The sequence below is a fragment of the Bremerella sp. JC817 genome (assembly GCF_040718835.1).
Classification (GTDB): Bacteria; Planctomycetota; Planctomycetia; order Pirellulales; family Pirellulaceae; genus Bremerella.
This window is the reverse complement of the sequence record NZ_JBFEFG010000281.1, coordinates 283257-304633: the sequence shown is the minus strand read 5'-3', so window position 1 is coordinate 304633 and position 21377 is coordinate 283257. Positions and strand designations below refer to the sequence as shown.

The 21377-nt window shown below is 55.7% G+C and carries 18 protein-coding genes; 8 read left to right on the top strand and 10 right to left on the bottom strand.

Features of this window, described 5'->3' with window-relative positions:
• Positions 1-7: 7 nt before the first annotated feature.
• Positions 8-949, top strand: coding sequence for a transglutaminase family protein (locus AB1L30_RS24280; protein ID WP_367016844.1), 942 nt, complete (start codon positions 8-10; stop codon positions 947-949).
• A gap of 145 nt (positions 950-1094) precedes the next feature.
• Here the strand turns inward: AB1L30_RS24280 and AB1L30_RS24275 are convergent, their stop codons facing one another.
• Positions 1095-2045, bottom strand: coding sequence for an alpha-E domain-containing protein (locus AB1L30_RS24275; RefSeq protein WP_345093526.1), 951 nt, complete (start codon positions 2043-2045; stop codon positions 1095-1097).
• A 16-nt stretch (positions 2046-2061) separates the two neighbouring features.
• Entirely contained in the window at positions 2062-3444 is a 1383-nt protein-coding gene (locus AB1L30_RS24270) for a circularly permuted type 2 ATP-grasp protein (protein WP_367017877.1), read from the bottom strand.
• A 656-nt stretch (positions 3445-4100) separates the two neighbouring features.
• Here AB1L30_RS24270 and AB1L30_RS24265 point away from each other — a divergent pair.
• Entirely contained in the window at positions 4101-5186 is a 1086-nt protein-coding gene (locus AB1L30_RS24265; protein WP_367016842.1) for an alpha/beta fold hydrolase, read from the top strand.
• 97 nt (positions 5187-5283) lie between these two features.
• Here AB1L30_RS24265 and AB1L30_RS24260 read toward each other — a convergent pair whose 3' ends face one another.
• A complete protein-coding gene (locus AB1L30_RS24260; protein ID WP_367016840.1) occupies positions 5284-5652 on the bottom strand; it encodes a hypothetical protein in 369 nt (122 codons plus the stop codon).
• A gap of 495 nt (positions 5653-6147) precedes the next feature.
• Here AB1L30_RS24260 and AB1L30_RS24255 point away from each other — a divergent pair, with 495 nt between their 5' ends.
• Positions 6148-8631, top strand: coding sequence for a heavy metal translocating P-type ATPase (locus AB1L30_RS24255; RefSeq protein WP_367016838.1), 2484 nt, complete (start codon positions 6148-6150; stop codon positions 8629-8631).
• 231 nt (positions 8632-8862) lie between these two features.
• Positions 8863-9873 carry a hypothetical protein gene (locus AB1L30_RS24250; RefSeq protein ID WP_367016837.1) on the top strand — a complete coding sequence of 337 codons (1011 nt, stop codon included), beginning with the start codon at positions 8863-8865 and terminating at the stop codon, positions 9871-9873.
• A gap of 180 nt (positions 9874-10053) precedes the next feature.
• On the opposite strand, the gene AB1L30_RS24245 is transcribed toward AB1L30_RS24250, so the two are convergent.
• From AB1L30_RS24245 to AB1L30_RS24230, 4 genes are all read right to left on the bottom strand, one after another.
• Positions 10054-10227: a hypothetical protein gene (locus AB1L30_RS24245; protein WP_367016835.1), complete on the bottom strand. Its 174-nt coding sequence runs from the start codon at positions 10225-10227 to the stop codon at positions 10054-10056.
• Positions 10228-10267: 40 nt separating this feature from the next.
• Positions 10268-10882, bottom strand: a complete 615-nt coding sequence (locus tag AB1L30_RS24240; protein WP_367016833.1) for a class I SAM-dependent methyltransferase — start codon at positions 10880-10882, stop codon at positions 10268-10270.
• 89 nt (positions 10883-10971) lie between these two features.
• Entirely contained in the window at positions 10972-12723 is a 1752-nt protein-coding gene (locus AB1L30_RS24235; RefSeq protein ID WP_367016832.1) for a hypothetical protein, read from the bottom strand.
• Positions 12724-12972: 249 nt separating this feature from the next.
• A complete protein-coding gene (locus AB1L30_RS24230; protein WP_367016831.1) occupies positions 12973-13488 on the bottom strand; it encodes a hypothetical protein in 516 nt (171 codons plus the stop codon).
• A 397-nt stretch (positions 13489-13885) separates the two neighbouring features.
• Between AB1L30_RS24230 and AB1L30_RS24225 the strand changes: the two genes are divergently transcribed.
• Together AB1L30_RS24225 and AB1L30_RS24220 are read left to right on the top strand one after the other, a co-directional pair.
• Positions 13886-14173 carry a PAAR domain-containing protein gene (locus AB1L30_RS24225; protein ID WP_367016829.1) on the top strand — a complete coding sequence of 96 codons (288 nt, stop codon included), beginning with the start codon at positions 13886-13888 and terminating at the stop codon, positions 14171-14173.
• A 236-nt stretch (positions 14174-14409) separates the two neighbouring features.
• Positions 14410-15771 carry an MATE family efflux transporter gene (locus tag AB1L30_RS24220; protein ID WP_367016827.1) on the top strand — a complete coding sequence of 454 codons (1362 nt, stop codon included), beginning with the start codon at positions 14410-14412 and terminating at the stop codon, positions 15769-15771.
• A 21-nt stretch (positions 15772-15792) separates the two neighbouring features.
• Here the strand turns inward: AB1L30_RS24220 and AB1L30_RS24215 are convergent, their stop codons facing one another.
• Positions 15793-16911, bottom strand: coding sequence for a 3-oxoacyl-ACP synthase III (locus AB1L30_RS24215; protein WP_367016825.1), 1119 nt, complete (start codon positions 16909-16911; stop codon positions 15793-15795).
• A gap of 511 nt (positions 16912-17422) precedes the next feature.
• Between AB1L30_RS24215 and AB1L30_RS24210 the strand changes: the two genes are divergently transcribed.
• Both AB1L30_RS24210 and AB1L30_RS24205 read left to right on the top strand, forming a co-directional pair.
• Complete coding sequence (locus AB1L30_RS24210; RefSeq protein WP_367016824.1) at positions 17423-18202, top strand: gamma-glutamyl-gamma-aminobutyrate hydrolase family protein; 780 nt, start codon at positions 17423-17425, stop codon at positions 18200-18202.
• A 133-nt stretch (positions 18203-18335) separates the two neighbouring features.
• Positions 18336-19565: an anhydro-N-acetylmuramic acid kinase gene (locus AB1L30_RS24205; protein ID WP_367016822.1), complete on the top strand. Its 1230-nt coding sequence runs from the start codon at positions 18336-18338 to the stop codon at positions 19563-19565.
• 117 nt (positions 19566-19682) lie between these two features.
• On the opposite strand, the gene AB1L30_RS24200 is transcribed toward AB1L30_RS24205, so the two are convergent.
• Both AB1L30_RS24200 and AB1L30_RS24195 read right to left on the bottom strand, forming a co-directional pair.
• Positions 19683-20582 carry a DUF1559 domain-containing protein gene (locus AB1L30_RS24200; protein ID WP_367016820.1) on the bottom strand — a complete coding sequence of 300 codons (900 nt, stop codon included), beginning with the start codon at positions 20580-20582 and terminating at the stop codon, positions 19683-19685.
• 78 nt (positions 20583-20660) lie between these two features.
• Positions 20661-20966 carry a hypothetical protein gene (locus tag AB1L30_RS24195; protein ID WP_367016818.1) on the bottom strand — a complete coding sequence of 102 codons (306 nt, stop codon included), beginning with the start codon at positions 20964-20966 and terminating at the stop codon, positions 20661-20663.
• Positions 20967-21377 lie beyond the last annotated feature (411 nt).

The window sequence follows — 21377 nt, the reverse complement described above, 5'->3', positions numbered from 1 at the left end:
GTAGATCGTGCGATATCAAGTTCAGCACAAGACGACCTATCAATACTCCGAGCCAGCCTCGGTAGCCCACAACCTACTGCACTTGCGGGTTCCGACGACGCATCGTCAGACTGTGGAAGATTTTGGCGTCATTGTGGAGCCCAAACCACGATCGGTGGTGACGCGTACCGATTATTTCGGCAACCAGGTCCACTACTTCGCGCTGAGCGAACCACACAACGGGATGACGATTACGGCGACCAGTCGCGTCGCCATCCGACCCGTCGTGCCGATTGCCTCTTCTCCTAGCTGGGAAGAACTTGCCGCTCAGGGACGCAACCGGGCATTCCCATTGGAAGTCCGTCAGTTCCTGTTTCCTTCGCGGCATATTCGTCTGCTGCCGGTCCTTGTGGAATATGGTAAAGCGGCATTCACACGCAATCGTCCGATCGTAGAAGCAGCAATGGAGCTGACCACACGGATCTTCACGGACTACAAATACGATTCGACCGCGACGACGATCAACACTCCACTGGAAGATGTCGTCCGGCAACGTCATGGTGTTTGCCAGGACTTTGCCCATGTCGGTATCGGCGTGCTCAGGGCCCTCGGTCTGCCGGCTCGTTACGTCAGTGGCTATCTGCGGACCGAACCACCACCCGGAAAGCCCCGTTTAATTGGGGCTGATGCTTCGCACGCCTGGTTCTCGGTCTTTTGTGGAAACGAGCTTGGCTGGATCGACTTCGATCCAACGAACAAGGTGATGGTCGGAACGGACCACATCACGCTGGCGAATGGTCGCGACTTCGAAGATGTCTCGCCAATCCAAGGCGTGGTTATGGGGGGCGGGACCCGGACAATGCAGGTCGGTGTCGATGTGATGCCTTTGGAAGCCAAGCCTGCTCCGCCAGCCGCAAACGGCCCCATTCAATCGCAATCACAGACTCAGAATCGCGGCCCAGCATCCTAGGATAGGAACGCTGTTGGCAGGGGGTATCTTGGCCTGGATACAAGAAACGAAGGAGCCCCAACGAGGCGACCGAAATTAGCAACGTTCGGTCGGCCGCCTCGTTGGGGCTCGATCTGTTTTACCCTAGGCTCTTCGCCGCAGAGGATTAAACCGTCTGCAGGCTGAAGAATGTTGTGCCGATCGATTCGCCGACGGCATTCAGACGCGTCTGGAAATCGTCGATGAATTCGTGAAGGCCACGACCCACGATATCGGTAGCACTAGTAAAGGCGAACTCCGCACGGAGTTGTCCAAGCCGTTGTTCCGGCAAGTTGGTAAAGCCTTCGATGTCGCTGCCGGTGATCGCGTGAAGCGATTCGTTGGCACGCGTCAGGCAATGCAGTACCGCTCGCGGGAATTCTTTGTCGAGCATCAGGAAGTCGACCACGTTCTGTGGAACGATGCGGCCAAATCGCTGACGATACATTTCGTACGCACTCGCCGATCGCAACAACGCTCCCCATTGCAGGTCGTCGAAGGCGCTGCCCACATGCTGTGGGCTCGGCAGTAAGATGTAGTACTTCACATCCAGGATACGCGAACTCTTGTCGGCACGTTCCAGAAAGCGTCCCAGTTGGCAAAAGTGCCAACCTTCGCCATGCGTCATCGTGGCATCGGTCACCCCGACGAACTGCTGGCCTGAATTACGAACCGCTTCGTAGAAGTCGGGCAAGTCATCCAGAATGCCTTCGGCATCGCCGACGTCTTTGACCATCAGGTAGAAACGGTTGATGTGCTCCCACATTTCAGCCGAGATCCGCTCGCGAATGCTTCGTGCGTTCTCGCGGGCTTTGATCAAACAGGTGAGGATCGAGTTCGGATTGTTGCGATCGAAAGTCAGAAACTCGATCACATTCCGTTTACTCGCCTCGCCATAGGTCTTGCTGAAATCTTCGTCGTCGCCCGTGGTGGTAACCAGCGGCAACCATTGCTGATTGCCTGCGGTCGACAGGTCCATGCTGATATTCAAATTGACGGCGATGAAGCGTGCGACCGCTTCTGCTCGTTCGATATATCGACTGGTCCAATAGATAGAGTCGGCTACGCGACTTAACATGAGGAACCTTTCTCTCCTACACGACCCAGGTGTCTTTGCTTCCGCCACCCTGGGAAGAGTTGACCACGAGCGAACCCTTTCTCAGGGCCACGCGAGTCAGTCCGCCGGGCAATACGTAGATGTCTCGTCCATAGATGATAAACGGTCGCAGGTCGACGTGCCTACCCTCGAGGTGGTCGTCGATGATGACCGGTGCTCGCGAGAGGGACAAGGTCGGCTGAGCGATATAGTTTCGTGGATTGGCTTTAATCAGATCCACGAACTTGGCGTGATCTTCCTTCGTGGCACGAGGGCCGATCAGCATCCCGTAACCGCCTGACTCGTTGGCCGGTTTGACCACCATGTCGGCGATGTTCTTGATCACGTGATCTCGCTGAGAATCGTCCCAGCAAACGTACGTAGGCACGTTCGGCAAGATCGCGTCTTCGCTCAGGTAATACTTGATCATTTCGGGGACGTAGGCGTAAATCACCTTGTCGTCTGCGATTCCGGTGCCGGGGGCGTTGGCCAAGGCGACGTTGCCAGCCCGATAAGCGTCGATGATTCCAGGCACACCCAGCATCGAATCCTTACGGAACACATGTGGGTCGAGGAAGTCGTCGTCGATTCGGCGGTAGATCACATCGACCGGCTTCAGACCCTTGGTGGTCTTGGAGTAAACCTTGCGATCGCGAACGACCAGGTCACGGCCTTCCACCAGGTCGACACCCATCTGCTGGGCGAGGAACGAGTGTTCAAAGTAGGCCGAGTTGTAGATGCCAGGGCTGAGGACCGCCACGGTTGGCTTTTCAATGTCGGTCGCCAGGTAGTTGAGGGCATCGAGCAACTGGCTGCAGTAGTCGTCGACCGGGCGAACGAACTGGGCCTCGAAAAGGCCTGGGAACGTCTGCTTCATCAATTGACGGTTCTGCAGCACGTACGATACGCCCGATGGGCAGCGAAGGTTGTCTTCCAGAACGTAGAACTCGCCGTCCGAGTCACGGACCAGGTCGGTACCGGTGATGTGGCACCAGATCCCGTTCGGCGGCTCGAGCCCGACACACTGCGGGCGGAAGCTACTGGCCGAGGTGACCACGTGTTCCGGAATGACTTTGTCTTTCAGGATCTTTTGATCGTGGTAGATGTCGTGGATGAACATGTTGAGCGCGACGATACGCTGCTTCAACCCTTTCGAGATCCACGACCATTGTTCGCCTTGAATGATGCGGGGAAGGATGTCGAACGGGATAATGCGTTCGGTTCCTTCCTGCTCGCCATAAACATTGAATGTGATCCCGAGTCGGATCATCGATCGTTCGGCGGCCGTCTTCCGTTTGCGAAGGTCGGTCGAGGTCAGCTCTTGAATATGCTGGTACAGCAACTGACAGTTGGTCCGGGGAGAACCGCCTGGCGAGAACATCTCGTCGTAAAACTCGCCTACGTCGTAATTGGCGACGAGGTTGGGCTCGGAATGCCCTTGTGACTGCGTTTGCCCTTGCACGTCATTCTTCTCCTAATGAGAAATCCAGTGGGGCCAGATTTTACCGCCGGGGAGGAAAGATCGTCTTGGCTGGACGATGCGAATTTTTGCCTGTGGTCCTCCCATGGGGAACGATGCCAAATAGAAGCATTTGTCGTGCCAATACAAAAATTGCCCCGCTTGAATTTTCTTCCTAAGTCGCTATTCCCCGGCAATTTGCGGCGAATTGTCATCCGCGACCTCTTCGTTCGGGCGATTTTCGCTTGCCTATTAAATGAGCAGCGGTAAGGGAATGCGTTTTCCCTTTAGGCCATCTCGACCTGGGGACGAAATCTGCTCGTTTCAGCACGAACCGGTCGTTAGAATGACGGTCCCACTTGAAACCTCATTCCTACCGAGCTCCTGCCATGCTTTATCGATCTGGTCTTGTGCTTCTCGTGATCCTTTCCCTCGTCTTCGTCCATCGTGGCGCGAATGCGAACGATACGATCACACCTTCTCCGAATCTTCCAGAATCACAACCCTGGAATTTGTCTAAACTCTCCAAAGCTCCAGAGTTTGAGTGGATTGACGCGGAAGGACCTGTTCGTTCATTGATGTATCAGGGAGAGGCCTTCGAGGGGCATCCGACCCGCGTCTTCGCTTATTATGCGACACCTGGAACCGTTTCGGGAGACAAATCCCGAGATAAAGACCTGCCCGCGATCGTATGTTTGCATGGCGGTGGTGGAACGGCCTTTCGTGAATGGGCCGAGCTATGGGCGAAGCGAGGTTACGCAGCGATCGCCATGGACCTGGCTGGGGCACGGCCGAACGAAGGAACGAATCCCCATCAGCAACAGAACCGAACGCGACTGACCGACGGGGGACCGAATCAGGGAGACGAACACAAGTTCCGCCGAATTAGCGACGATGTGCAGAATCAGTGGCAATACCATGCAGTAGCCAACGCGCTGCTGGCCCACTCGCTCATTCGTAGTTTCCCGGAGGTCGACCCAACTCGAACGGGCGTGACGGGCATTAGCTGGGGTGGTTATCTGACCTGCATCGTCGCGGGGGTCGACTCGCGATTTCATGCAGCGGTGCCGGTCTATGGTTGCGGCTTTCTGACCGACAACAGCAAGTGGCTTGATCAGTTTGCCCGGATGACCCCTGAACAAAAGCAGCGTTGGCATACGCTGTGGGATCCGAGCCGCTATCTGCCTGCCGTGACGATGCCGATTCTGTTTGTGAATGGTACCAACGACTTCGCCTATCCTCTGGATAGCTATATGAAGAGTTACCGTGCGGTGCCAGACAATGTGTTCAAGCAGTTGGCAGTCACCGTGAAGATGCCGCATAGTCATCCCGCTGGCTGGAACCCGCCCGTGATCGGACGGTTTATGGATCAGCAACTCAAGAAGGGGGCGAAGTTGCCGACGCTGGGCAAGCCGGTTACGGGCAAAGAAGAGGTGCGTGTGATGATTGATGGCACGGGGGTGAAGTCGGCCGCCATACATTGGGCAGTCGACGACAAAGTCATTAACGCCCACGACTGGATTACGAAACCTGCCAAGATCGAATCGGGGAAGGTGACGGCTGAACTTCCACCGGCAGATGCCAAGGTTTGGTTCGTTACGGCCGAGATGGAAGATGGCAGTGTGATCAGCAGCGTGATCGAGATTGCCAGTCCGGCGAAGTAATTGGCCGGTTCAAGCCCGGCTTCCTTCGGTGGCGGAAGCCTGGCTGCACGAAGAGATGTTGGATGAGAAGGTTATCAGGCGGGAAACGTTCCGGCAGTTAAGTTTGCCAATTCGATTGTACCAATGCCTCGGCGCTTACGATCCGCGGGCATTTCCAATTGTGTTTCATCATCCAATCAAAAAACTGCGACTCTACGGCGATGTGATAATTGCGGATGTAATAGATCACATCGCCAGACCAGCACCACTCGCCGTCGCTGTAAACATCGGGCGGACCAATCGGCAACGAGCCGTCGGTAAATCGATCGTATGCCGATCCACCTGCCTCGAACAACATGGTGCCTTCGCTCAAGTACTGGAGTACCAGGTCCTCTTCATCGAGAGGTCCCATCATCTGCAATTCACGCAGATCTTGGAGAGCCACACGAGGGCTGCTCTCCTCGAAGAATCCAAACCGCTTCAACATGGGTCATATTCCTCCGCACCACCCATGGCGAGTCGCTTGCAAACTCTAGCTGGGTGACGATCGAGATGGGGAAAAGAAAATTCCGGTCGCCAGCCATCGTCTGCAGCTGAACCGAACCGGCGGATGGCAAAGCCTACCGAGCTGTCCCGTTGTTAGCAATTGTCTCCACGAAGGTTTCCCTCCGTGGCCCTCATTGGGAAGTGTAGCAAAGCATTTCATTGCGGGGCAAAGAAATTCCCCCGGGAAAGAGGATTCCTCGCTATCAGGATGGCCGCTTATTCCCCCTGAAAAAAGGGGCACAAAATCAATCTCGTTTGTGACCAAAGTCTTCACCAAGGAAGAATCCTCCGCGATACGAATCTTTCGCCAGTCAGGCGGCATCGAAATTAACGTATTGCAGGAATAGAATTTGCAGTTTGATCCCGTACACAAATGAATGCGGGTTAAGGGCAGTAGCTGCGGAAAATGCGCTGCCGATATGGAAAGGCAACAATCATGGCAACCGATCCTATCTGCGGCATGACAGTCGCAGAGTCGACACCTTGGAAAACGACACAAGATGAGCAAACGTTCTACTTTTGCTGCGAAGGATGTCTGAATAAGTTCCAAGCGCAAGGAGGCAAGTTGGATGGTCCGGCCGAGCTTGTCACGCTTGGCGAGGCCCCGGCCAAGAAGAGTTGTTGCGGCGGCGATTCAGGACATTCATCTTGTGGCCCCGATGGTCATCAGCATGGTCATCATGCGGGGAAGCGAGGCCGATCGAAGTCGTCCGCCAAATATATCTGTCCCATGTGCGAAGGTGTCGAAAGTGATACGCCCGGCGATTGCCCCAAATGTGGCATGGCCCTGGAACGCAATCAGCCCGCCGGCCCGCAGACCAAGACCATCTATACCTGTCCGATGCATCCGGAGGTTCGCCAGGATCATCCCGGCAGTTGCCCCAAATGTGGCATGGATCTCGAGCCAGAGACGGTCACCAGTGACGAGGACGAGCCAGATCCAGAACTGACCTGGATGACGATCCGTTTTTGGGTCGCGGCCGCGCTGACCATTCCTGTCTTCGCCATGGCGATGCTGCCGATGGTTGGTGTTGAACTCGGAATCCCTGCCGATGTCTCGCGCTGGATTCAGTTGGCCCTGGCCACGCCGGTGGTGGTTTGGTGTGGGTGGCCATTCTTCGTGCGCGGGGCGAGGTCGATCATGACGATGAACCTGAACATGTTCACGCTGATCTCGTTGGGTGTGGCAGCGGCTTACTTGTTCAGCTTTGTGGCGACGGTCTTCCCTGATGTGATCCCCGATGAATTCAAGCACGGGGGCGAAGTGCCGGTCTATTTCGAGGCGGCCGCTATGATTGTGGCGCTCGTCCTCTTGGGCCAGGTCATCGAACTGCGAGCCCGTAAACGAACCGGTAGTGCGATTCGCGAGCTGATGAATCTCGCGCCTCCAACAGCTCGTATTGTCGAGAGTGGCGAAGAACGCGAGGTCCCGCTTAGCCGGGTTCATGAAGGGGCCGAACTGAAAGTGGTCCCAGGCGAAAAGATTCCGGTCGATGGCGAAGTGATCGACGGTAAATCGACCGTCGACGAATCGATGCTGACCGGCGAAGCCGACCCGGTCACGAAGCAAAAGGGAGACCAGGTCATCGGTGGTACCGTGAACCAAGGTGGCACGTTGCGTCTAAGGGCGACGAAGGTGGGCGAAGACTCGGTGCTCTCGCAGATCGTGCAGATGGTTGGTCAGGCCCAGCGAAGTCGCGCCCCGATTCAGCGGCTGGCCGATACCGTTTCAGGATACTTTGTCCCGGCGATTGTCTTGTCGGCCATCGTGACCTTCGTGGTCTGGGCAATCTGGTCGCCGGCCGAGCCGCGTCTGGCATATGCCTTGCTCAATGCGGTGGCGGTGTTGATTGTGGCTTGTCCATGTGCCTTAGGGTTGGCGACCCCGATGTCGATCATGGTCGGCGTTGGTCGTGGGGCGAAGGAAGGTGTGCTGGTCAAAGAGGCCGCGGGACTCGAGACATTACAAAAGGTCGACACCGTCGTCGTCGACAAGACCGGGACCTTAACTGAAGGCAAGCCCTCGCTCACGAGTTTGGAGCCAGAAGAGGGTTTCGACGAGGAAGCGTTGCTCAAGTTTGCCGGCGCCGTCGAACAGAACAGCGAGCATCCGATTGGACATGCCATTGTTCAAGCGGCGAAGGAGCGTGAGGTCGCACTGCCTGCAGCCAACGAGTTCGACTCGGTAACCGGGCAGGGGGTTGTTGCCCAGGTCGACGGGCAAAAGGTTGTTTGTGGAAAGCCATCACTATTGAAAGAGCAGGGGATCCACTTCGACGCGACGCCATCTGCCGAAGGAACCAAAGTCTATCTCGCTGTCGGAGGTAAATACGCCGGAGCGTTGATCGTGAGTGACCCACTGAAAGCGACGACGCAGTCGGCGATCGATGCCCTGCACGAGATGGGGATTCGAGTGATCATGATGACCGGCGACAATCCTCGTGTCGCTGAGGCAATTGCGAAGAAATTGAAGATTGACGATTTTCAAGCTGACCTTTCTCCGCAGGACAAGCACGACCGCATCGAGAAGCTGCGGAAAGAAGGCGCCGTGGTTGCCATGGCAGGCGACGGGATCAACGATGCTCCGGCGTTGGCGGCTGCTGACGTTGGTATCGCAATGGGAACCGGCACCGATGTCGCGATTGAAAGTGCCGCGATCACATTGATGGGGGGTGACCTGAACGGTGTGGTCAAAGCATTCCGCTTAAGTCGAAACGTGATGCGGAATATCCGGCAGAACCTGTTCTTCGCGTTAATCTATAACGGTCTTGGCGTTCCTATCGCGGCTGGCGTGTTGGTGCCAATCTTTGGCATGCACGCGCTTTTGAATCCGATGTTCGCCGCGGCTGCGATGAGTTTCAGTTCGGTGAGTGTGATTGGCAACGCGTTGCGTCTGCGTGCCACGCATCTGACTGAGTAATTTCACATCGAATGCCGCGTGCGAAGTACGGCAACCCGAACGAAGTGGGGTGTCGTTTGTATCGATTGCCCCCTGGAGTTACTAGCAAAGGATGAACGCGCGTTAATCTGTGAGGCCGCTTACAAATTTGTCTCTCGCTAAGTAAACAACGGTCCGAAAGTGATTGCAGGAGGCGATATTCCACGGAGGGGTAGCCTCACGTTCAGGGGAAGTCACTTAAGGCGGAGTATCATGCGAGTCTCAATTGGACGGATGGTGTTAGGCTTAGCAGCCATCCTAGGCACAAGCGTCAGTCTGCATACGGTCAATGCAGGCGAATTGTACGAACCAAGCGACATGACCGTTTATGACGGTTACGAGTCTTGCTGTGCCTGCGACAGCGGTTGCGAATGTGGCGACCTGAGCCTGTTGAACCTGGTGAAGCCAAGCGACCACTGCTTCGACGACTTCATCAGCCCGATGATCAACTTCGTCTTCTTCGAAGATCCTCGTAATGTTTCAGAACTGCGTCCGATCTTCGTGAACCACTGGGTTCCCAGCACCATCGGCAACAACATTCCTGCCGGCGGTACCGTTCAGCTTTACGCGTTGCAGTTCCGTGTTGCTTTGACCGATCGCTTGAGCGTGATCGCCACCAAAGATGGCTACATCGTCGACAACACCGAAGGCACGCTCGGTACGCTGCTGGACGATGGCTGGGCCGACGTCTCAGCTGGTTTGAAGTACACCTTGCTGCGTGATCCTAGCGAAGGTCGTATCTTGTCGGCTGGTTTCACCTACGAAATGCCGGTCGGAAGCCGTCAGGCACTTCAGGCTCAAGGTGATGGCGAGTTTTACTTCTTCCTGACCGGTGGTCAGCGTCTGTGGGACGGCAATGCTCACATTCTGTCGAGCGTTGGTTACCGTTTGCCAACCGACACCAGCGTTCAGTCGCAAGCCATCCAGTGGTCGAACCACTTCGACGTGAAATTGACCGATCGTATCTACATGTTCACCGAAGTTGCCTGGTGGCATTGGACCGGTGATGCCTCGAACGGCCTGCCCCTGGGCGTTTCGGGTGCTGACCTGTTCAACCTTTCCAGCACCGACGTTGCCGGTAAAGACCTGGTCACGCAGAACGTTGGTTTCCGCTTCAAGCCAACTGGTCACTTGGAAACCGGTATTGCCTACGAATTCCCACTGACCGATTTCAAAGATATCACTGAAGGTCGTCTGACGGCCGACATGATCTTGCGATTCTAAACATCGCAGTAAACCACCGGCGTCAATTGGACGCCGGTTAAGTACGAATCTCCGCCGCCAACCTCCCGGCCGAACGATTCCATCGAAGGCCACCAGGAAACGAAAGAAGCCGTAATCCTAAGGCTTGCATGCCAAGCTCAGGACACGGCTTCTTTTTATTTCTTGCGATCTCGTTCGAGTTTACTTGCTGGAGAGCTCGAAGCTCGCCTCTGAAGTTCCCCACGAAGTGACATCGTACGAAAGCTCGGTCCCTTCGTAGTAGCGCTTCGGTAGATACTCTTTTACGAGGATCACGTCGGGGTTCTCTTCATCACGGTCTTCGCCGCAGATGTAGACCGTGTGCGAACGGATCATTGCCCCTGTTTGTTTCCCCGTTCCGAGGGGGCGATAACGTCTAGCGAGCCGGTTTTGACGCAACAAACTGCGTTACAAAAGCATTGCCGGTATGAAACGTCCCTTCCGTGACATTTCGTTCTAACTCCGCTTGATGCGGGATTTGCATTCCCTGGAAGCAGGGACGGAGACTTTCGAGCGTGACCAGCATGTCAGCATCCTTCGGCCCGCCGGTTCCATATTCAAGCTGTCGCGGATGATAGGCCTCGAGCAGAAAGATCCCGCCTGGTTTGAGGGCTTCGACGAGCCGCGGATAGAGGATCCTGCGAGAAGCGGAATCGATATGAGCGTAGATCGAAACGATCGCGTCCCAACATTCGACGCCGTAATCGAAGTCGTTTAGATCGCTGATGGTGTAATCAATCGTCACGTTATTCTCGGCCGCCAGTTGCTCGGCCTTTCGTTTCCCTTCGGTGGAAAGATCGACGGCGCTGACCTGATGCCCTTCTTGTGCCAGGAACAAACCGTTGCGACCTTCCCCTTCCGCCAGGCAAAGCACCTTCCCGCCTGGAGGAAAATAGAACGCCGAGGCCTTCAGGAACGCGTTGGGCTCTTTGCCATAGATGTACTCCGACTGGCCAAATCGTTCGTTCCAAAAAGATTGCGTATCCATCATACTTTCCTGGCGGTATCGAGCGAGAGGTAACCAAGCGACAAGTCGCCCCAGCCTTCGATGCTCGTTAGCACAAAGTGTTACCAGCTAGTTCATTCCTTCTGGGGGTAGAGGCTGGAAATATCAAACGATACAGAATTCCGCTCGCGATCGCTGCCAAGGACGACCGTAAGCGTGTTGTCCGTGACCTCAAGTTGATCGATCCAAAAACCAAAAGGCTGCGACGTCCGCACATAACTGGCCGATCCATCTGGCGAAGTATATTTAATGCCGACCGTTGGTTCAGGCAGGGGGGAGGTTAGCGGCAAGTCGAGTGTCAGGTTCTGGTCGAGTCCTGATTGAAGGTCCACGATGTTGATCTGGAGGTGCAACAGCCGATCGTTGCGTTCGATCAGGTAAGCGATTGAAGGGCGAAAGAGGAATTGGCGATCCTTCGCAAAGACATCTTGTTTCGGCAATGCATGGTGCCAGGCCTTGGGAGCACGCGGGATGTATTCTCGAAACCATTCGACTGGCAGTGCCAGGTCTTCTAATGCCGTACCAAAGCCTTCCCCATCAACGACGTCTTCGTAGCGTCGAACTCTGACCAACGCTCCCATCTCACAGCCGAGTAGGGCACTCTCTTTCATTGGGAAACAGGGGGATCCGTTCACCATGCGTGGTAAGCGTGTCATGCTTGAAAGTGAGAGGCTGCTGTCTAAATCGACCTCGTAAAGAAGGCATTCCTCAGGCTGGCCATAGCTTCCCGGGTCACATTTAGCGGAACGCGAAACGGCGACCAATAGCCGGGATTCGTCAGACTCGGGCCAAGTCACGAGAAACGGCCCGGCCGAAATATAGGCCTCGTACTTGGCATAAAATAGTTCGCGACCTTGATGCAATCGACGTTCTCCAGCAAGCCGGTCATCAATGCGTCTTTGGAGGACTTCCTGGGAAAGGGGGCCTTCATCTTCCCACACAATAGGATTGTCGACGACTTCATCCACCTCATAATCCAGCCCGAACCGCGAAAAGTAATAGAGTGAAGCGGTTGGTCCCATGAACGCTCGATCGTACTCCCAAATTGCAGGAATCTGGTGGTACGATTGGCCTGTCTCGACATCGATTAGGATCAGCGGAGACAAAGGGCTTGGACACACGATCAACGTCGCACCGAAATTTGTGAGATGCACAATTCGATCCTCGTGCTGTCGCCAGTCGACCGTTTGATAACGTTCCGCGTATTCGCTCACTGGGAACGCTTGTATCCAAACGGGTTCAGATTGATCGGGACGGTACGCGCAGAGCCAATAGCGAATGGCTTCCTCGAAGGAAGACTCACGAGAGATGACTTCCTTGGAAAAGACCACCATTACCTGGGGTAGAACCAACGCGGCTTGGGGACGAATCTCGAGAGGCTGTTCAGCAGCCACACCGAAAGAGTCGTCAATTCCTTTCGGCTCCGGCAAGGTCATTTCAGCTAACCACTTCATGGTCGCAAGATTCAGTTGGGCATACTTGTGACGGATGTACTTGCCCGTCCAATCTTCGCGTTCTCGCTCGACCGCCAATAAAGCAATGCCTTGAGTTTCGCCGATCCAGCGAAGTCGTAAGGATGGATCAACTGCGGCGGCCCGGTGCTGGCTGATGTCGTCTGATGACACGTCGATGATTTCGTGTCCGCGTACCTGCAGGGTTTGTGCTTTTACCTGGTAGGTCGGCGCCCAGTTCTCTTCGATGGAAATTCGAGGAAAGCGTTCGCTTCCCTGTCGAAGTTTTGCCTGATTCAAGATGGGAGAAGGCATCTCCGCTAGTGAAGTCGCAGGGAAGAGCAGCATCAGGAGAATCAAGTAACGGCGGGACATTGCAGGGCACCTTTCACCAGAGGAAAAGTTCGATCGTGATCGGATGCCATCGTAACTTGAAAGAGCAGGGCCAAGCCAGTTATTGGTTAGGCTTTGCGGCCCGTTGGCAGAGGGTTGGCAAGAAAGAAGCAAGGGAACCTGCGTTCGCCGTTAGACGCAGATTCCCTCGGCTTGCGATGGTTGGTGGGTGGGGTGCGAAATGAATGCCTCCAGGGCAATCTTCGACTTCAGATCGTCAATGGGGACTCGTTAGAAAGGAGACTGCCGAATGATGGCAAACGACGCCGACGCTGGGTTCAAAATCGTGCCGTTGTAGCCGCCCCCGGCAAAGGAGACATAGCAGGTAAATTGCTGCGTTCCAAGGGGCAGGTTATTCACGTAAAGCGACGCGACACCTTGGCCGTCGGTGTATACCGTCTGGGCGACAACACCGGGGATGTAAATCGAGACTTGCTTGTTGTAGACCGCCACTTTGGCATTTGGATCCCAGTACGAGTTGTAAAGCTGTACCAGTCGTACCTGAACCGTGACATAATTATTATTTGGGTTGATATAGACAGTTTGTGGCGGGTTGTTGCCGGCCAGCGGATCACGAGGATCCAGGAATCGCGTTTCCGGGGTCGGCGAACCCGATTGTGCGAGTGCTTCACCGGTCCAAGCAGTGGTGACCGCGCCAACCATTATGGCCAAAAGCCCCAGTTTTAGGGCCGATTTCAACCAGCCATGGCCTGAAATGCTCTTTCCATTCCCAATCAAGACGTTCATAGATCGTTCCTTATATCGCTCAAGTCAAAAGACAAACACGCGAATGCAAGTACAGCGTTTAATTCGCTCTGATAGTGCGTTATGAAGAGAGTGAACGAAAATGCGCTGCGATCAAAGTAATATTAGTGAACGTAGATGGATATATATGAGATGTATGTGGGTGTTATAGGGGTGTCTCTGTAAAGCGTCAAACAGGTGCTGCTTGAAACCGGCAAAAATGGGGGCTGGATTGCGCACACCTTGCGAACTGGCCGGAAGCTACGTCGGGAAGGAAAGCTTGAAAAAGTTGGCAACCCTGTCGCAAGTTCGTAGATAATCAAGAGGTGGTGATGAAAGGTGCCTGATAATGGGCACCGATCAGTACGCATGTGTTTGACTTCCAATAGAGAGCCCTGTGATGCCTCCTGCAGCCCGAATCGGAGATATGCATGCCTGTCCGATGTGTGACGGTCCGAAGCCGCATGTAGGCGGCCCGGTATCGATGGGCTGTCCCCAGGTGTTGATCAGCTTTATGCCGGCAGCCCGAGTCGGAGATATCGCCGCGTGTGTGGGGCCACCCGACGTAATTGCGATGGGCTCGTCAACTGTCTTCATTGGCTTTATGCCGGCAGCACGGGTGGGCGATTCCACCGCCCATGGAGGAACGGTCGTGATGGGCTGCCCCAATGTGATGATTGGTGGCTAACTTACCTTCCTGGCACTACTTCTGGAAGGCAATTGCCGCAGTCGGGGGTGGCAAGCCGCAGTTGGGTGAAGATCTTGGACCCGCCCTCTCGGTGGTGGGTGGACTGACCTGCAACGCGTAGAATAATGCCCATATCTCTCCGTTGATTGACCGCGAGTCCCTCTTACCTTTCCATGCAGCAACACGCTCGACAAAAGCTATTCCTCGAGGGGCCGATCGGCACGGCGCTCTTTCGTTTGGCCGTCCCGATCATTCTGGCCAACGTTCTGCAAACGGCTTACCAGCTGACCGACGCCTTCTGGGTCGGGCGACTGGGGGCGTCGGCGGTCGCGGCTGTTTCGATCAGCTTTCCGGTGACGTTCCTGGTGATCGCCATGGGATCGGGGCTCGGGATTGCCGGAGCGACCCTCTCTGCTCAGTACATGGGGGCGGGCAAGCAAGAGATGGTAAACCATGTCGCCGCCCAGACCATGCTGATGGTTTTTCTCACTTCGGTGGTGCTGGGGACAGCCGGCTATATGATCGCCCCTCATTTGTTGCACTGGATGGGGGGCGATGGAAATGTCTATCGCGACGCGCTCGCGTTCATGCGTGTCTCGTTCGTCGGCATTATTTTCGTGTTTCTGTTCGCCATGTTTCAGGCCTTGATGCGTGGAATTGGTCAGACGACCGTACCACTGTTCATTGTGCTGGGAACGGTGCTGCTGAACATCGTACTCGATCCGCTGTTCATCTTTGGGTGGGGACCGATTGCCGAGCAAGGCGTGCGCGGGGCAGCGCTGGCGACACTCAGCACGCAAGGTATTGCGGCGCTGCTCGGAATGTGGGTGTTCGTCCGCGGGCAGAACGGAATCAAGCTGCAACTGCGGGATTTCAAGCCTGACTTCCCTTACATCAAGCGGGCGTTCCTGCTGGGGGCACCTGGTTCGGTCGAACTTTCGACTCGGGCACTGGGCTTGATTGTACTTTCGTTTCTGGTGGCGAGCTTCGGTACGGTAACGATCGCGTCGTATGGCGTCGGCGCGAATGTGCTGCAGTTTGTAATGATTCCGGCAATGGGTTTGTCGATGGCGGTCTCGACGTTGGTCGGTCAAAACATCGGCGCTGGCAACGCCGCACGAGCGCAGAAGATTGCGATCCTCGGGGCTGCTTGGGGCTGTGCGATTTTATCTGCGGTGGGCGTGATCGCGTATTTCATTGCACCGCAGATCGTAGCGTTCTTCGTGCCGGACGATCCCGAAGTAATCGCACACGGTGCCGAGTTCATCCGGGTGATGTGCCTGGCGTGGGGTGGATTGGGGATCCAGCTTTGCATGGTCGCCACGTTCCGCGCCTCAGGCAATCTGCTGATCTCGATGGTGATTGCCCTATTGTCGCAGTGGGTGCTTCAATTTCCGCTGGCGTACATTCTGTCGAAGCATACGCCATTGGAAGCGAACGGAATCTGGTGGTCGTTCCCAGTGATGCACATCGTTATGGCGATTGTGGCCATGGGGTGGTTCATGCATGGCGGCTGGAAAGAAACTCGCCTCACCGACGAAGACCGCCAGATACGAAAGGTCACCGAAGAGACCATCGTCGAAGATGGTCTCCGCTAAGAAGTCTTGGCCCGCGTTCGTTTAGCCGGCCTGAAGTGCACCGCCACGCTGCATGCCCAGCGGCATGTCACCGGTGCCGCTCACGAGCGTTGTTTGCCAGTGAGCACCGATCATCACGCAGTTGATGCCTGAGCCGATGCCGAGCAGGGCCACGTTCTGACCTGCTTCGATAAACTGCGTCTGGGCTGCCAGGGCGAGTGTCGTCGGAAGGGCGGCGGCTCCAGTGTTGCCCAGCCACTGCACAGTGGCGAAGTCGTTGTCGACCGGAAGCTGAAGCTTCTCCAGCACAAGGCGACGATGGGTGAGGCCCACCTGATGGCAAATTGAACGGTCGATGTTCTCAGGCGACCAGCCGGTTTCCGAAAGGAAGTCGGCGAAGGTGGCCGCGCCGGTGGCGATCCCTTCGGCCATCAGCTTTTCGGAATCGGTCTGCATCAAAGGATTGCCGACGCCGGTTTCGTTTTTGCCCGAGATGCTGTGGCAAAGATCGTGATGCTGGGTGTGGGCTCGGGCGCTGGCGGCGATTAACTGGTTGCCGGTGCGGCTCAGTTCTTTGTGGCACAGCACCATCGCGCAGCTTGCCGAACCAATTGTCAGCGAAGCGACGGCCAACTTGATGTCGTTCCGGCTGAGGTTTTCGCTTTCGTTGAGCGTGGCGATCGTGTTGTCGACCAGGTGACGGCCACTTTCGGTACCAACCACGATCCCAGCTTTGATCTGGCCCAGTTCGATCATGTTGGCGATTTGGATCGCCCCATTCAGGATCCCCAGGCAGGCATTCGAGACGTCGTAAACGACGCAGTCCTGCGGAAGCCCCAAGGCATGATGGACGCGGCACGCGGTCGCTGGTTCGATGAAATCCCGGCAGACCGAGCCATGGATCAGGGCGCCGACGTCATTCGGATCGATGCCGGTCGAGGCCATCGCGTTGCGAGCCGAGTGAATACTGACGTCGCCTGGCTTGACCGCTTCAGGGAAAAATCGCCGCTGCGAAATGCCGGTCATCAGCTCGAGGCGACCCTCAGGCAGGCGAAGCCGCTCGTAAAGGGGGGCAAGACGCCGCTCGATCTCGCTCGAAGTGACGATTTCATCCGGTAGGCAGTAGCCCAGCCCTTCGATGCAGACGTTCTGATATTTCATGCCGACTCTGGACAGCGGAAAAGAGGAACCCGTAAAGCCGTTATTCTATCGGTTTTGAGGGCTCAAGAGAACCGACCAGCAGGCGTGAATCGATTGGCCAATCCCCACGAGAAAGTGTGCCTGGTGGCATCGCTAGCTGGAAGATATGGCCACGCCAGCCCAGTTTGAGCACAAGATATGGAAAAAGCTTGGCAAGCTTTAACGGATCGGTAGACTCTTCGCATCTTGTGATTGATCTGGGAACGCACGGAACGGTGCGATCTGATCAAGGCTCAATGATAGGGAGGTCATCGCTTTAGCCATAACCCAGGACGGGTCTCTGCGATTGCTAGTGAGCCATAGCCATAGGTGTGTCGGACTACACATCCAAAGTTATCGGCCATAGATGAAGAAAAGTTTTGGACGAACTTGGTTTTTCATCGTTAGCTCTTAATCGCAAATTCTTCTTTCTGGATCAAGCCGAAGTCGAGCGATCTATTAGGCCTTGGGAGGATCTTCGTTTTTTCAGCGCATGAAGCGCCCGAGGAGTCCCCAGATGTTTTCAAAACCTGTTATCGGTTTGAATGCCAACTTTCGGAATGCAACCCACGACCGGCCTGCATTCTCCTTCATTTCTGCTGGTTACTACGATGCAGTGATTGCAGCAGGTGGGATTCCTGTGGTCCTTCCCCCAGTGAGCAGCCCCGAAGATCAGCAGGCCGTTTTGAGCCGGCTGGACGGAGTGGTGCTGATTGGTGGTCCGGATTTGGATCCTAATCGGGACGGTTTCATGCGTCACGCTTCCATCCGCATGATGGAGCCGCGTCGTGAAGATGCCGACCGATCAATGATGAAATTGATCGCTCAGATGCGTCTGCCGGTATTCGGTATTGGCGTCGGTATGCAATTGATCAACGTCGCCATGGGCGGCAATTTGTTCATGCACATTCCGGAAGACCTGCCGGGTGCCTTGCCGCATCACGACACGATTGACAAACATCACCGCCATGGACTGGATGTGGTCCCTGGTACGCTGATGGAAAAGATCTTCGGCGATGGCGAAGTTCGCGTGAACAGCAGCCATCACATGGCGATCGACGAATTGGCCCCAGGTTTCATCGCCTCGGCACGTAGCCCAGACGGTGTGATCGAAGCGATCGAATCGATTCACGAAGATTGGTTTGCGATTGGAACCCAGTTCCATCCAGAAGCCGAGTCGGCTTCCGCCCTCGATCAGCGTATTTTTGAAGAGTTCGTCGAAGGCGTCGCGGCTGGTAAAGCCGGTGGCGTTCGCGTTGCTGCCGCTTCGTGAGTTCAGCTCGCACGTTCAGCATGGGGTAAGCAGGAACCGCAGGCCATTGGTTCCTGCTTCCCCCTCTTTTTCTCGCTTCTTACTGCGCACACTCTAACCCGCTGGGACACGGATGCCCGCCAAGACACTCGGAATGTCGAGTTTCGCGGAACATGCGCGGCGCTACTTTGTTGGCACCGCGATGACTCCCTGTCTGCGCTTTATGAGTGCCTCCATTTTGAAAGTCGACGGTCGCGGCCTGAACGCCGACTTCGACATCATTCACCAACTCAACGTTCGCACCCCACCCGATGTCCGCACACTGCTTGAACAAGGCGGCACCGGTCTGGCCTCGGGAACGCAACTACCTGGCATGGCTTCGCGTTTGGTGGTCGAACTGCAAGTCGTCAACGTCGAACGACTGTTGAACTCGTGTGGGATCTCGGCCGAAAAAGTCACCGCGATCGGCCAGCGCGGGCCAGCTTTCGGCAGAGAGTTCTGGAAACAAACTGGTTCGGCGATTGTCGTTGGCGATCCCACGATTCTCGCCGAATCGACTGGCGTGACCGTGATCGATCACTTCGAGCAGCGTGACATCGCCAAAGGTGGATCGGCCACCGGGATCGATGTCTTGCCGATGTGGCTACTTCTGACGCGGCCCGTCGATTCGATCAGTGCTCGGCCGCTGGTCGTTGTACGACTCGATCAGGCAATTGAACTGTTCTATCTACCCGCTCGCCGCAAGAACCGACCGATCCCGGGCGTTGCCTATCGCCGCATGGGACCTGGCTTTGCTTTGCTCCAGCGACTGCAGACGATATGCGATCATCAGTTACCTGCCGGGAAGTCGCTGGTCGAGCCGCTACGGCAGACGATGCTTAAAGCGGACGCTTACGATATCGCCGCCGATTCCGAAACCCAGCTTTCAACACTGATCGAATCAATCGTCGATCAGGTTCCGGAGTTGATTCAATCGAGCACGACGTTGAATCAAACGCTCGAAAACTACTGGGCTGGCGAGATTCATCACCAGATCGAAGAGCACTTCCCACCAACCCCTGAGGTTGCCGAGATCGTCGTGCTGGGACGAGGTGCCCGGCGCGAGATGTTCGTGAAGCAATTGGCCGACAAGTTTGCCGGGATTCCGGTTTCGACAGAGGTCTCGCGAGGCTGGATCTCTGGATCGGCTGGGGCATCGATCGCCGCGATCTTCGCTACTCTGCATATCGATCAAGTCAGCGGCAATCTTCCCGATCTCACCGGGGCGACCGCTGCTAGGATTCTCGGGCGAATCACGCCTGGCAGTCCCGGCAACTGGCGTGGCGTTCTAAGCCAACTCGAAGTTGCCGCTCGGCAAACGATGACGCTGCGCGAAGCGGTCTAACGCTCTCGCAAGCTCTCAATTTCAAGAATGAAAAAAGACCTGCGAAGACAGATCCCGAAGGAGTGTTTCGCAGGTCTAGATGGGGTGTTGGCTGCAAGTGGGGCAGGGTGCTACTGACTAGAACTGGCCGAGCACCAGGCCGTCTCGCATGCCCGACAAAGCACGCCAGGTGTCGATGTTGATTGTCTCTGGAATGAATCGCACCGAGCCATCGCCTAGCACTGCTTGGACGCCACCAGGGTGACGGCTACGGGCGGAGAACAAGCTGGTACCGCTGATGCATGGCATTCCCAGGGGTTCCATCGCGGCGTTCTTGCAGAAGCCCGACGCCAACTGGTCTGGCGAACTGGTGTTCGGAGCGTAGTGCGTGGTGAAACCGGAGTGATAGCCATACCAAACCAGGCCACGCAGGTCGCCGTCGACCTGACCCTGACGAACTTCCGCCAGCATCATCGTGTTCGAGAGACCATCGGTGATCGACGCGAACTTGTAGATGTTGTTGAACGCCTCGAACGGAGAGGCCTGGAATGTAACACCGTTGAGCGGATTGGTACGAACGCGATCGGTTGTGCCATAGTTCGCGGCATAGTTGTAGTTCGGCACGCTGTTCCAGGTTTTAGTGGCGGTATCGCTAGGGCAGAGATACAGCGAGATTTCCTGCCGAATCAACAGCAGGTTGGTGGTGCTGTGATGGTAGGTCTTGGTGTAGTCCCACTTTTCGACCAGGTTGTTTTGTTCGATGTAAGGCAGCAACGCCTTGCACCAGCCATTGCCGGAAACACCTGGGTCGGAACCGGCAGGGACCGAGCTGGTGTAGCCGTAGCAAAGCGAGTTATAGATGTCGTGATAGTTGTGCAGAGCCAGGCCCATTTGCTTGAGCTGATTCTGGCAGGACGAACGTCGAGCTGCTTCACGAGCTTGCTGCACGGCAGGCAGAAGCAATGCGATCAATACGCCAATGATGGCGATGACCACAAGCAGTTCGACCAGGGTGAAACCGAAGCGTTTCTTAGACATAACGAAATAGACTCACAGAATTGGATGGATGAGAAAAGGGAGTAATCGATCAATAGGCAGCCGGCTCAGGAAGGCTGGCTATTTGGCTTTGAGATCGAAGGGGAACTCATTCGGGCCTTCCGCCGTGACTTCGACTTTCAGTTCGCTGCGGTCGTTGTACTGGGCGGGAATCGGGTTCTTGAAGGAACTTCCGTTCACGCCCTCTTTCATGGCGGCATCCGCGTCTTGACCGTTGTCTGGCTCGGTCATGCGAATCGAGACCTTATAGGTACCTGGCGTCAAGTTGTCGCCTGGTGGGAACGAATACTTGCCGTCGGTAATTACACGAGCGGCGCTTCGTCCCTGGGAACCTTCTGGCTCGAAGTGGATCAACCCTTTCGACAAAGGCTTCCCGTCGAACTGAACTGTTCCTGAAACTTCCGGCCCTTTGGCTTTGCCCGAACAGCCAACCATGGCGATTGCGGCAAGGCAAACCAAAGCAGAGATCGAACGCGATAAGATGAAACAATGCATAGGCGACTCACAATGAAAAGAACAAACAGTTCCCCTGGGATGCCGCACTTCAGCCCATTGGCCGAACAATCCCAAGACTCTTGCAGGTGAAAAGGCGAGTGCGCGAACAATTGCCCATTCCGCACTTCACGCATCGATGAGTAAGCTGGCGTTAGATGCCTCAATTTGAGTAGTGCAACAATTATAAAGTGAAATTAGTTTTTTCAAGGGGCAGTTCCCCCACGCTAAGGGATTATTTAGAGGCAGACGCACCCCTGAAGGTGGTGCAGTGCGGGTCTGCAG